This window comes from Roseofilum capinflatum BLCC-M114 (assembly GCF_030068505.1).
In the GTDB taxonomy this organism is placed as follows: Bacteria; Cyanobacteriota; Cyanobacteriia; order Cyanobacteriales; family Desertifilaceae; genus Roseofilum; species Roseofilum capinflatum.
On record NZ_JAQOSO010000084.1, the window covers coordinates 99,992 to 113,171 of the forward strand.

The 13,180-nt window shown below is 43.4% G+C and carries 11 protein-coding genes; 4 read left to right on the top strand and 7 right to left on the bottom strand.

All coding sequences use genetic code 11. The features are described from left to right. The first annotated feature begins 38 nt into the window (after nt 1–38). On the top strand, nt 39–1,184 hold the full coding sequence (locus PMG25_RS15680; RefSeq protein WP_283767838.1) for a glycosyltransferase family 4 protein: 1,146 nt from the start codon (nt 39–41) through the stop codon (nt 1,182–1,184). A 77-nt stretch (nt 1,185–1,261) separates the two neighbouring features. Here the strand turns inward: PMG25_RS15680 and PMG25_RS15685 are convergent, their stop codons facing one another. From PMG25_RS15685 to PMG25_RS15710, 6 genes are all read right to left on the bottom strand, one after another. After that, on the bottom strand, nt 1,262–2,191 hold the full coding sequence (locus tag PMG25_RS15685) for a LamG domain-containing protein (RefSeq protein WP_283767839.1): 930 nt from the start codon (nt 2,189–2,191) through the stop codon (nt 1,262–1,264). Between the two features lie 96 nt (nt 2,192–2,287). After that, a complete protein-coding gene (locus PMG25_RS15690) occupies nt 2,288–4,825 on the bottom strand; it encodes a LamG-like jellyroll fold domain-containing protein (RefSeq protein ID WP_283767840.1) in 2,538 nt (845 codons plus the stop codon). A 65-nt stretch (nt 4,826–4,890) separates the two neighbouring features. Next, nucleotides 4,891–6,672 (bottom strand): ABC1 kinase family protein, encoded by a 1,782-nt coding sequence (locus PMG25_RS15695; protein ID WP_283767841.1) that lies wholly within the window; start codon nt 6,670–6,672, stop codon nt 4,891–4,893. Nucleotides 6,673–6,822: 150 nt separating this feature from the next. Further along, nucleotides 6,823–7,029, bottom strand: coding sequence for a DUF6200 domain-containing protein (locus PMG25_RS15700; RefSeq protein ID WP_283767842.1), 207 nt, complete (start codon nt 7,027–7,029; stop codon nt 6,823–6,825). A gap of 134 nt (nt 7,030–7,163) precedes the next feature. Beyond that, nucleotides 7,164–7,448: a DUF6312 domain-containing protein gene (locus tag PMG25_RS15705; protein WP_283767843.1), complete on the bottom strand. Its 285-nt coding sequence runs from the start codon at nt 7,446–7,448 to the stop codon at nt 7,164–7,166. Between the two features lie 108 nt (nt 7,449–7,556). Continuing rightward, complete coding sequence (locus PMG25_RS15710) at nt 7,557–9,179, bottom strand: DUF6200 domain-containing protein (protein WP_283767844.1); 1,623 nt, start codon at nt 9,177–9,179, stop codon at nt 7,557–7,559. Nucleotides 9,180–9,402: 223 nt separating this feature from the next. Here PMG25_RS15710 and PMG25_RS15715 point away from each other — a divergent pair, with 223 nt between their 5' ends. From PMG25_RS15715 to PMG25_RS15725, 3 genes are all read left to right on the top strand, one after another. Continuing rightward, nucleotides 9,403–10,464, top strand: coding sequence for a hypothetical protein (locus tag PMG25_RS15715; RefSeq protein ID WP_283767845.1), 1,062 nt, complete (start codon nt 9,403–9,405; stop codon nt 10,462–10,464). A 155-nt stretch (nt 10,465–10,619) separates the two neighbouring features. Further along, complete coding sequence (locus tag PMG25_RS15720; RefSeq protein WP_283767846.1) at nt 10,620–11,885, top strand: aspartate aminotransferase family protein; 1,266 nt, start codon at nt 10,620–10,622, stop codon at nt 11,883–11,885. A 63-nt stretch (nt 11,886–11,948) separates the two neighbouring features. After that, on the top strand, nt 11,949–12,542 hold the full coding sequence (locus PMG25_RS15725; protein ID WP_283767847.1) for a MiaE family protein: 594 nt from the start codon (nt 11,949–11,951) through the stop codon (nt 12,540–12,542). Between the two features lie 258 nt (nt 12,543–12,800). Here the strand turns inward: PMG25_RS15725 and PMG25_RS15730 are convergent, their stop codons facing one another. Continuing rightward, complete coding sequence (locus tag PMG25_RS15730; protein ID WP_283767848.1) at nt 12,801–13,178, bottom strand: response regulator transcription factor; 378 nt, start codon at nt 13,176–13,178, stop codon at nt 12,801–12,803. Between the last annotated feature and the right edge of the window lie 2 nt (nt 13,179–13,180).

The following is a 13,180-nucleotide window of genomic DNA, read 5'->3' on the forward strand; positions in this document are numbered from 1 at the left end:
GGGCTAATCTATCATAAACATTAGGATTTTGCAAGAACATGAAAATTGTATTGGTTTGTACAGAAAAATTACCTGTACCTTGTGTTCGTGGTGGGGCAATTCAAACGTATATTGATGGTATCTTGCCTTATTTAAGCAAAGAACATGACATCACTGTTTTTTCCGTAACCGATCCGAATTTACCGGAACGAGAAGTCAAAAATGGTATTCGATATGAACGATATGCACCAGGGGATTCTGAGGCATATTACCAAGCAGTCGCTAACTTTGTGGCTAAAGAAACTTTTGATTGGGTTATCTTTTACAACCGACCGAAGTATTTACCCTTAGTTGCCGATGCCGCACCTCAAAGTCGCTTTCTTTTGAGTATGCATAATGAGATGTTTCATGCTAAGAAAATCACACCTGAACTGGCTCATCGCTGTTTAAGTCGAGTAGAGTCAGTGGTTACAGTAAGTCAATTTATTGCTGATGGAATTGCGGATTTATTTCCCGATTATCAGCATAAGCTCAAACCTGTTTATGCGGGAGTGGATCTCAACCGCTTTCAACCGCGATGGTCATCCGGACTGCAAGAGCGTCGGTCAAGTTTGTTAGCTCAACACGGCCTAGAAGATAGAAAAGTAGTGCTTTGTGTCGGTCGTTTAACGGATAAAAAAGGGCCGCATATTTTACTCAATGCTTTTCCAAAAGTCTTAGAACAACATCCTTCTGCTGTGCTTTTACTCGTTGGTAGTAAGTGGTACGGTAAAAATGAGGAGAATGGCTATGTCCGCGATCTGAAAAAGCAGGCAGGAAAATTGGGTGATGCAGTCCGTTTAACGGGTTTTATTTCACCAGATCGAGTTCAAGATTATTTCCTTTTAGGTGATATTTTTGTCTGTGCTTCTCAGTGGCAAGAACCCTTGGCTCGCGTTCATTATGAAGCGATGGCGACGGGGTTATGTATTCTAACGACAGTGCGGGGTGGAAATGCAGAAGTGATCATTCCGGAAAAAAATGGCTTACTGGTGACGGATTACGAAAATCCCGATGCTTTTGCCCAGCCGATTAATTACCTGTTATCCAATCTGGATTTAGCGGAAGATATGGGGCGTAATGGCCGGCATTTAAGTGAGATTAATTACAGTTGGTCTAGGGTTTCCTCGGATATTTTGCACGTCCTAGAAAAGCCTTTTGTATAAACTCATTTTAATCAAGTTCTGTACATTGGAGACCATTCTATCGACGATATCTTGTAGGGGTTTTCTCCGGAAAGCCCCTACAGCTTGGAAAGAGCTTTGGCAAAATCGTTGTAAACATTCCGAACCCATTTTATGGTTTGTTTTTGTTCGGATTTTTTTTGCTTCTTTTTGGCTTTTCGACTGTAAATAATTTCTGGTTCTCCACCCAGTCCTTTCTTGCTTCTCAAGACTATAATTTGAGTAATTTCCCTGGGAATTTTGAGTTTAGGGTTTAATTTTAACTTGGGTTTGTTTTTTGACTGGATCTCGATTAGGGGAATATCGGGGGATCGAGAAGGTTCAGGGGGTATCCAAGTGGCTCCTTGGATGGTTCCAGGGTTGCTGTTTTCTGTGAGGTCTTGAATCTGAGTTCCTGATCCTTCATTCAGGGGCCAATACCCGATTAATCCGGGTTCATTACCGAGCAAACGGTGCTGACATTGGGTTTTAATTTCTGGGTGGGTTCGGGGTTGATTCCAAATGCGAATGTCGGCGATGTATCCTTTCAATCGGGTTTTACCAAAGAGTCGTCCGATTTGGAAGGGGACATCACTGGGGGGGTTGATGGGATCGGATAGGGGTTGGGAACCTTGGGGTTGAGCATCGATATAGAGTTCAACTTGCTGACGATCGATGACTAAGGCAAGATGATGAAATTGGCGATCGCCAATCTTCATCGAAGGTTGCCAAACGGCGGGAGATTCTGAGTATAAAAACTTGATTTGCTCGCGATTCCCTTTTAAGTTCTGATAGAGCAGGCCATAATTATAGTTATACTGACGAGTTCCTCGACCGAGAATATAATATCGGCTGCCTTCTTGCGGATCGGTGAGTTTCAACCAACATTCGATCGCCATCGGTTCAGTCAGATTTAACTGACTGCTATTACCACAGTCAATATAATCGTCTTTGCCGTCAAACTCTAGGATGCTTTCAGTGGGGTAAGGATAGTCCAAATTTTGGGTCATGAAATGGGTGGGTGAGGTTGAATGGGAAAAAGGTAATAGGGAACAGACCTTTGTGTACCTATTACCTTATTACAGCTCAGGGACTAGAGAAAGGGACTAGAACAGTTTTTCCCAACTCTTAGTTGTGTTTTTAACTAAATCCTTGATCCAACCATTCTTTTTCTTGCGATTCGATCGCTTATGCCGTTCAACGTAAGTGTGAGTGGCTTTATCTTGCCGTTTAGCGACCTTACGCACGACTTTCTCGACAGGAGAAAGATATTTGTTTTGCTTTTTGCGTTTCTTGCGTTTTTTCTTCTGTTCTTTGCCGTAGATAGTTTTGGGTTTGCCTCCCAAATCATTGCTACCTGTCAAAATAGTGACGCTGATTACGGTTGTGTCAAAGTCTAGATCTACATCAAGGTCTTGGGAGCGATCGGCTTTGGGTTGGACAGTGGCAGGGGTTACCGGAGCGATCGCCGCAGTTGGTGCAGTGGCTTGAGGTGTTGCGGTTCCTTGAGCATCTGTTTGCAGGAAATACAGGTCTTGTTGTTCCCAGGTTCCTCCGTAAAGGATGGCTGTACTCTGTTTGGTGCGATCGCTGATTTGGTTATTCCCTTCATTCAGAGGCCAATACCCGACTAATCCCCCTTCTTGACCCGTCAACTGATATTGACGCTGGGTTTGGATCTGTTCTGCTGACCGCTCTATATTCCAGATGCGGACATCAGCCACTTTTCCTTGGAAGTGGAAGATTCCCCCCTCTCCTGAATGGGGACGTTGAGCGCCGATCCGCAAGGGGAATGTGCTGGTTTTCCAGTCTATGGGTTGACTGGTTTCACATTGAGCTGCCAATGCTCCATTGACATACATCTCATGGGTTTTTCCGACTCGCTTAATGGCGATATGTGACCATTGGTGTTGAAGGACGGTTGATTTCAACAGATAACCCTGTTTTCCTTCCCACAGTAGGGTATTGCCCGGCTGGTCTGAGAACATGAAGGCAAGGGTGTTTTTGTCTTGAACGAGTCGAAATTGATAGGCACTGACTCCATGTTTTTCCGCAGACAGAATTACCCCCGATTGTCCGGTACTGTATACCCACGCTTCTAGGGTGAAGGGAGTTAGACCGAGGGAGAGTTGAGCGTTGGTTTCGATGTAGCTGTTGCCATCTAAACTGAGGATCGCTTGGGGTTGGGTGGGAACATCCATGAGTGAATCAATCTGTAGACCTTGACCCCCTTTTGACGGCAAATATTGCAGCAGTTCGCGTTCATCTCCCGTTAGTCCTAAGTGGGTGAGGTTGGCCATGGGGCGATCGCCAGCGAATCCAAATTCTACCGTTTCCTGTTCCCAGGTTCCGCCATATAGAGTAGTGTTGCTGTTTCCAGTGCAATCGCTCACTTCTCCATTGCCCTCATTCAGCGGCCAATAGCCGACTAACCCCGATTCTTGTCCACTTAAACCCCAATTTTTTTGAATCTGGATTTCTTCTGGCGATCGCTCTATATTCCAAATCCGCACCTCAGCGACTTTACCCTTAAAGTAAAAGATTCCCCCCTCTCCTGAATAGGGACGTTGAGCGCCAATACGCAAGTTTACCGTGCTATTTTGCCAATCAATGACTTGCTCGGTTTGACATTCGCTGGCCAGTTTTCCATCCACATACAGTTGATAGGTGGTTCCGATCCGTTTGACTGCAATATGTGACCATTCATTCTCAGCCACCGTGGACTGTAATAAATATCCCTGTTTACTGTCCCAAAGGAGATGATTTCCGGGGCGATCGGAGAACATAAAGGCGATCGTATTCTTCTCTTGAACCAGTCGGAATTGATAAGCACTGACTCCATGTTTTTCCGAGGAGAGAATCACCCCTGATGCCCCCGTGCTATAGACCCAAGCTTCCAGGGTAAAGGGTTCAGTGCCAAAGTTGAGCTTACAGTCCGTTTCAATGTAGTCACTTTCTCCATTGAAACTCAACACCCATTGAGAATGCTCCTCTCTAGTCGGAACTGCTGGTTTCATTTCCACTCCATCCTGTTGCCAAGTCGCACCATGAATCGTACCTGGTTCAATCTTACCCGTGCGATCGCCAATCGTCTCTCCTGTACCTTCATCCAACGGCCAATAAGCGACCAATCCATCTTCATTACCCACCAAACGGCGATCCATAGCCGCTTGAATCTCTTCAGCCGTTAGCGCTTTATCCCACAACCGAACATCACTGAGTTCTCCACAAAAGTATTTATCCGCACTTCTACTGCGTCCTAGAGTATAATTCTTAAATATCGTTGGCATTGAAGCAATTGCTTTAGAGTATTGCAATTGGCCATTCAAATAGGTTTTGACTTCATTGCCATCATAAGTAATTGCTAGATGTTGCCATTCTAATTGGACTTTCCCCATGCGAACCTGAACATCGCTATGATAGAAGCGATAATAACCATTCATCACATCGATTTGGAAAGAATTACTAAATGGAGGATCATCACAACTGTTTATTAAACTGGCATAATTGACCTGCTTTTGACTAGCCTTAGCCCACAGTTCAACCGAAAAAACCGGCGTTTCCCACTCCGGAATATACATGACGATATAGTCTTCATCCCCATCAAACACCAAGGAAGGCCAAGAAAGTGTTAATTGACTCATAAGCTAACATAACTCCACAGAACATGGTAAATTTTTTAACGGTAAAATCCTTGACTTACGCCCTACTATGGGAAAAATCCATATTCTTTACGCTCTAGAATAGAAGCAGAGGCTGATAACATTCTAATCGTTAGCAGCATAGCGATCAATATAGCAATCCATCCAATATAGGGAAGGATCATAATCTTATGAACGAAATCCTCTAAAGCTGAATTGTGAATCCATTGAATCACTGGGAAATGGTATTGATACAGGAATGTATACAATACGAATATAGCTCCAAGACCTACCGCATAGGAAAAAGACCGGAAAATAACCGCTAGAGCCAAAGCATAAGGATCGGCCGTTAATTCAAACGGTGTAGTCCGTTGTCGCAGCTCAGGCAGAATAATATTATTGTACTCATCTATAATATTAAACAACTGATTCAATGAAGCTCTAATCACTTGAGGTTCTAAACTTTTCCTAAATGCTCGGCGATCGGCTTGTTTTTTATACTTATCAATCAGCTTAAAAATATTGAAATTTGGAGTTATATACTGAAGAGAGCCATCCAGCGTCAAGAACGATCGCGTGATTTTCAGAAAGATCCAGTTACTCGGTGTACCATATTTGATTTGCACTTTAGACACTTCACTGGTAGCTCCCCCAAAGGATTTTTCCTGATAGTCTACCCCTTTCAGTCGTGCCTTAGATGCCCAAACCTCTATTCCTTGCGCCATCTCCGATCGCACTCTGGGCATATTCACCCTAGGTACATCTAAGGCAAACCGGATATAATAATCAGAAGCCTTAGCAAAATCCTCTTCTGCCAATCCATTAATATAATTCAGATATTTAATTCTTAAATCTCTATCTAATCTCCCAATACTACCCATATCAATTAAGGCAAACTTTGTATTCCGCAACAAGATAATATTACCTGGGTGGAGATCGCCATGATACAAATTATCTTCAAAAATTTGTCTATACAAGGATAAAAACAGCCTTTCCCCTAGCTTTTCCGTATCCATATTGTTTTCTACTTCCCATTGTTTGACTTTCTGTGGATCGGCTTGAGCAACTTTGATATAATCAGACATCAATACACCGTCAATAAATTCCATCACCAACACTCTTCGTCTCGAATACTTATCATAGATTTTAGGTACATAGATTTTATGGGCCTTCAGAGACTTACGCATCCGGCGAGTATTCGAGGCTTCATAGCGATAATCTAATTCTTCTCGAAATGTTTTTTCTAACTCGATAATGGCTTCATCTAATCGCAAAAAAGTAGCTATATTGAATCGGGTTAATAGATTCACTAGAACTTTAATTAAGTTGAGATCTCTCTCAAATGATTCTTTAATTCCTGGACGTTGTATTTTTACAACCACAGGTTTCTGCTCATTCCGCAAAACTGCTTTATGAATTTGGGCAATAGAAGCGGCTGCGAGAGGATCGTCATCAAAATATTCAAATACTTTTTCGACAGGTTGACCCAGTTCTTCTTCAATTGTGGCGCGAACTACTTTTGTCGGAAATCCCAAAGCTTCAAACTGTAAACGGCGTAACTCATCACAGACAACTTTAGGAAATAAATCGGTTCTTAAAGCCAAAACTTGTCCAGCTTTTACCCAAAATCCACCAAATTCTTCAAATATTTCCCGTAGGTCATTCGCTGTTTTTTGCAGGTCAGACTGTCGGGTAATCCGTCGAATTTGTATGCCTAAAAAATAAACTAGGAAGCGTCGGATAACGTAATAGATAGAAAAGCGGCGGGTTTCTAGTTCAGCAACAACTTTTACTTTTTTTTTGCTTTTCGCTTCAATTAGCGGTGTAGGGATATCTTTACGTTTAACCATCCTTAACAAGGGTAGAGATGCTCAGGTCAATAGTTAATAATCCACCCAGAAACCATAGTAACATAGTTTTTGGGTGGATTAACAGCCACACATAACTTTTATTGACAAACAGAAAATCTGTGTAAATACTTGAGAAAAAGTATTTACAGACTAAAATTTGTTGTCTGATTTTTTGGGAACGATCACCACAATAGGCTGTGCATTCTCTTCAACTTGACCAGAGTCTTTTAACTCATCAATAGTTTTGGCAAGTTTTTTGAACAGTTTACCTTCTCCACGTTTTAAATCTTCGATATCATCCTTTTTGGCACTAGGCATTTCAAGGATGATTGTGTTTGCAGTTTGTGCTTTCGGCATAGATTTGTCTTCCTAGGTATTGAAAGAAATGGTTTTAGAGGGTGGTTTTAGAATTCAATAGCTTCCGGATTCTTAAGAACTTCAATTAGCTTAATGAGACTTAAGCTAATTGAAAGACGATCAAAGAACTAAAACTAGAACTTAAGTAGCTTACTAGCTGCTTTAGTATAGTTTTTCGGAAGGTCTTTTATCCATCCATTTTTTTTCTTCTCATTGGACTTCTCATGGCGATCGCGATACTCACTTGTTGCTTTATCAAATTGCTTCGCCATTTTGAAGACCATCTTTTCAGGCCCCTTTAAGTCTTGTTTTTTCTTTTTCTTTTTCTTTTTCGGACTTCGCCCTTCGAGAGTATGAACTTCACCACCAAAATCTTCATCGCTCTCAAGGACGACTACGCTTTTCGCTTTTTCAGCCATGTTTTTTACTCCTGTCAATACAGTTGTTGGTTGAGGTAAAAGTTGTCGCCAGTCCTTTGAGTATAACACATCTAGCCACGAAGATCAAGTTTTTTGGTCTCTCGGCCATCAGAATTTGCCGCTATCTTTCTTCTTCTGAACGATAAAGATAACGGGTTGGGCATTTTGACTAACTTGATCGGCTTGTTTGAGCTGTTCCATAACACTGGAGATGCTCCTCAACAGCTTGCCTTCCCCACGCAATAAATCATCTACATCATCTTTCTTCGCACTACCATAATTGACAATCACAGTGTTTTGAGTTTGAACTTTGCTTTCTTCAACTTTCATCTTCGATGCAACTTGGGCAGTGAGTTCTGCTCTTCTTGCATCAAACTCTGTGAATTGGTAGTGTCTACTATAACGCCAGACATGCTGAAAAAGAACTTGTAAGACGAAATTGATCAAGCGAACAACCTGTCCTGTAGATAATAATTCCTCTAATTCATCAGGTATGGGAAATAGAAACAAGTTGACATCAACACCACAAATTTTACTGATGATGCCGTTTAAAGATTCTTTCAGTAACTCTTCTGAGCTGGCATTATTAGTAACAACATCATCGAGAACGGCTCTGACTTCCTCAGAAAATTCTTTAACCAAATCTGTCACATAATCTTTGGTCACATCTCCGACAAGTGGAATACTTTGGAGTTGCAGAATAATAGGATAGGCCATGAACTCTGTACAAACATCTAAGACTACCTCTTTTAGGTCTGAATCGTTAGGTAGATTATCAATCATGAAACCAGGATTAAAATCACTGGCAAAACCTTCGGTAGTGCGTTTTATATGAGTATAGTTCTGATCTTGACTCGATAGCTCTAAGGCTTTCAATGCAATATCGACTGCTAAAATCGGAGGAATATCGGGTGTATAAATTCTGGGAATTTTTCTGAGTCCTTCAACTGCCCAAACGTTAGGAACGATATCCATCTGATTCCACAGCCTTTCGGTTTTATCCCCTAAAGTTTGGTCATAATAACGAGCAAATGCTTCATTTCCTGGAGAAAAACCGGCTAAAGATACAACTTTTATGTTAGTTGTGTGTTTAGCATCCCACTCCGCCTGTCGATCGACTAAGGATAAGGCAAGAGATGGAGCCATTGCACCGGCAAGACTGTGACCTGCAACGGTAATTTCTACAGGTTTGCTTGCATTCATGGTGATTTCTCTGAGATGATCGAAGAGGAGTTGATCGCCATCCCACATGGCTGTGGTTAAATCTTTTAGAGCTTTGGTAATTCCAGCCGAAACAGCCGGTTCACCGTTGTCTTTGGTCAGTCTTTCTGCTGTCTTCCAGGGTTGGCCTTGATTCCACGGGGAAGCGGTGGCCACATTGACATCCTCAAGCAAGAGGTTTTGTAGAGAGAAGGGATTGGTTCCAGCTAGAGCAATGACATATTGATCGAGATCGGGGTTATCCATGTATTTAGCTATATACATGGTATGGTCATTAACATTTGAGGAGGACGATCCTTTCTTAATTTGGTAAACAGCACATCCCCAGGTCAGTTGCCATGTACCGATGAGACTGCGAATTTGCGGATCAGCAAAATTGGCTTTGACCGCTTTTGTAGCAAAAGTCTGTAAATATTCTTGAGAACCAAAGTAAGTTTTGGGAATAGAAATACAATAAGTCAGCCAGATTAGGCAAAGAATTTTTTGCTGCCAACTATATTGACTGGACATGGTGTTACCTCATTATAGGTTGATTAATGACGCTGATGTTATGATTTTTGTTCTTATGTCATCATAATGATAGCCATGATACTGAAGAATTTTTCAGTGTTAGCTTTCAGCTTTTCTTCGGTTAGCCTGGGATTCCGATTGGAGAATAGCCGATCGCTGAGTTAGAGTCAAGAGTTTTTGCCAAAAATAACAAAACTGTAACCCTCACTACTTTAAAAAAATCATGGATAGAGATCTACTTTTTCAGTGCCTTCTGGGTAAAAACCAGCAGACTAAAGTAAAAGAAGAATGGCTTAAAAACTTAGAGCAAGAGAATCCAGATCAGTGGTTAAAGTTTGATTTTACTCCAGATAAACAAAAATGCCAATCGGAGCTTAAAATTGAGTTATTCAAAGCGTTAGTGCCAGATATTCTATCCGTTTTTTCCTCTGTTTCTCCTGAAGGTCTGTATCAAACTTTATGGGAGTTTTGGTTACCTTTGGCACTGTGGTTAGCAGCATCTCAAAAAGAGCTGAGGCGACCTCTGATTCAAGGCATTCTAGGCGGTCAGGGAACGGGGAAGACTACGTTAGGCGCTGTTCTGAACTTGATCTTAGCAAAACTGGGCTATACATCAGCGAGTTTATCTTTGGATGATTTATATAAAACCTATCGGGATCGGCAAATTCTCAAGGCTCAAGACCCCCGTTTTGTTCGCCGAGGGCCTCCAGGAACCCATGAGGTTGAGTTAGGGATTGAGGTGTTGCAACGGTGTCGTAATGCCCAGTATCCGGTGGAATTTCCTCGATTTGATAAGTCGGCCTATGGGGGAGAGGGCGATCGCACAAAACCAGAGATCATTACGGATGCCGATATTGTCTTTTTTGAAGGGTGGTTTGTTGGGGTACAACCCATTTATCCCGATCGGTTTGCCTCTGCTCCTGCTCCAATTCATACTGAGGCGGATCGAAACTTTGCCCAAGAGATCAATCAACGATTATATGAATACTTACCTTTGTGGAAATGCTTAGATCAATTGATTATTTTATCGCCCATTGATTATCGTTGGTCTAAACAGTGGCGATGGGAAGCAGAACAGGAAAGGATGGCAACTGGGAAAGGGGGCATGAGTGAATCGGAAATCAGTGATTTTGTGGATTATTTTTGGCGGAGTTTACATCCTGAACTGTTCATTATACCCCTGACCCAGAACTCAGAGTTAACGGATTTAGTGGTGGAAATTAATCGAGATCATTCTGTGGGTCGTATCTATCAACCCAGGGGAGAGGGGGGAAATCTTAAATGATTATGAACTCCCGTGGGTGTTAAGAACAACTGACAGATCGGATAGGGGGACAAATTTCAACGCTAAGATAGAATATTTGGGATGACCTGTAGAGAACGGAAAGTTATGCAAGTTCCCGAATGATCCTGTGTCTTTTTAATCGAGAGGAAGCAATTGTGAGTCCAGAAACTTTAACCCCAACGGATGCGCCCCAGGTTACAGAGAGTGCTTACGATCCATCGGAGTTTAACCAGTATGTGATGTCTACTTATGGGCGGTTTCCGATCGCCCTCAAACAAGGAAAAGGCTGCTTGGTTTGGGATACTCAAGGTCGCGAATACTTAGATTTTGTAGCCGGAATTGCCACCTGTACCTTGGGCCATGCCCATCCCGCTTTAGTAGAAACGGTAACCCAACAGATTAGCAAGCTCCATCATGTCTCCAATCTGTACTATATCCAAGAACAGGGGGATTTAGCTAAATGGTTAGTCGAGCATTCTTGTGCCGATCGCGCCTTTTTCTGTAATTCGGGGGCAGAAGCCAATGAAGGGGCGATTAAATTGGCCCGCAAATATGCCCATACGGTATTGAACATTGAAGACCCAGTAATCCTGACGGCAAAAGCAAGTTTTCATGGTCGTACCTTAGCCACGATTACCGCAACCGGCCAAGCCAAGTATCAAAAAGGGTTTAGTCCCCTAGTTCCAGGCTTTGCCTATGTGCCCTATAACGACTTTGAAGCCGTCAAAGAGGCGATCGCCTCCCTGGATAGCTCAGAGCGGCGCGTGGCGGCGATTTTACTTGAAGCCTTACAGGGTGAAGGGGGCGTGCGTCCAGGAGAATTGGAGTATTTCCTGCGCTTGCGTCAGTTGTGCGATCAAATGGGAATTTTACTGATCCTGGATGAGGTGCAAGTGGGCATGGGACGCACGGGCAAACTCTGGGGTTACGAGAATTTGGGCATTGAACCCGATATCTTTACCTCAGCTAAGGGGTTAGCGGGCGGTATTCCCATCGGTGCGCTGCTCTGTAAGCAGTTCTGCGATGTGTTTGAGCCGGGAAATCATGCCAGCACGTTTGGCGGTAACCCCTTTGCTTGTGCGGCAGCCCTGACGGTGTGCCAAACCGTGGAGCAGGATCGGTTGCTTCAAAATGTACAAGAGCGGGGCGAACAATTGCGGAAAGGCTTGCGGGCGATCGCCACCAAGTATCCCCAACTGATTGCTGAGGTGCGCGGATGGGGGCTAATTAATGGCATGGAACTGCAAGCGGAGATTCCCTTAACCTCCATTGAAATTGTCAAAAAAGCGATGGAACAAGGGGTGCTACTGGTTCCCGCAGGGCCCAAGGTGGTGCGGTTTGTGCCGCCGTTGATTGTGTCTGCGGAGGAGATCGATCGGGCAGTTGCGGAGGTGGAAAAGGCGATCGCTAGTCTTACCTAAACCGAATCACCCGTAGGGGCGAAGGGCCCTTCGCCCCTACAGTTATGTATAATTTTGATTATTATGGAAGAACTACCGAAAATCAAATTTCTGCAACAGCCGACATCTGAGGCTTGGGTTGAACAGGCGATCGCCAATCTCAATACCATCCTCCTAGATCATTCCCACTGCGAGCGCAAAGCAGCCGGAGTCGCTCTAAACCTGATGTTTCGCTATCCCTCCAGTCAGGTGCTGGTGAGGAAGCTAACGGCGATCGCCCGTGAAGAACTCGAACACTTTGAACAAGTCAATCAATGGTTAGAGCGCCTCAATATTCCCCTCGCTCCCCTCTCGGCTCCTCCCTACGCTGCCGGATTAAAAGCCCAAATTCGCCCCACTGAACCGGAACGAATGCTCGATTCTCTGTTGATTTCTGCCCTCATTGAAGCCCGTTCCCATGAGCGTCTCGGACTGCTCGCCAACCACCTGCCCCAACCCCAACTCGCCCAATTTTATCGCTCTTTGATGGCTTCTGAAGCTCGCCATTATGGGGTCTACTGGATCTTAGCCACCACTTATTTCGATCCGGCGATCGTCCAAGCTCGCCTAGAAGCTCTGGCGCAAGTTGAAAGTAATTTACTCTCTACCTTGCATCCAGAACCGCGCATTCATAGTTAATATCCAGTCCAATTAAATACCCTAATTAAAAAATCCAGGGAGCAAGATGCTCCCACTCCAGATTACCAATCATCGTAGGGTGGGCAGGACGAGGGAGCGACATCATTCAAATTCGACAAACAGACCCTGCCCACCCTGCCCGCTTCTTAACCCATTAACCGGATTTGATATATAGCAAACCTAAATTCTATAGCTAGTCTAAATGAGTCGTGCAACTGGAAATGCCCTCTCCCTTTCATGATGACAGATTCAAAAACCCTATATCCCTAAAATTTCTATAGCCTTTTCGAGTAGCTCATCCGGATCAAAAGGCTTTGTCATATATAAATTCGCCCCCACTTCCTCCCCTTTTTTCTTATCAAACTCTTGACCTTTTGCTGTTAACATGATAACGTATATTTTTTGTAAATTTAGTTTCTTTTTAACCTGATAACACACATCAAACCCATTCATTCTGGGCATCATCACATCTAAAAAGACTAAATCGGGCTGTTGTTCCTGGATCAAACCCAAGGCTGTTTCTCCATCTCCAGCCGATAACAGTTCCACTCCTTCATCTTCTAATTCCTCTAGGGTTTGTTCTAGAAGGATTCTGATATGAGTTTCATCATCGACAATTAAAACTTTTTTGCCCATCA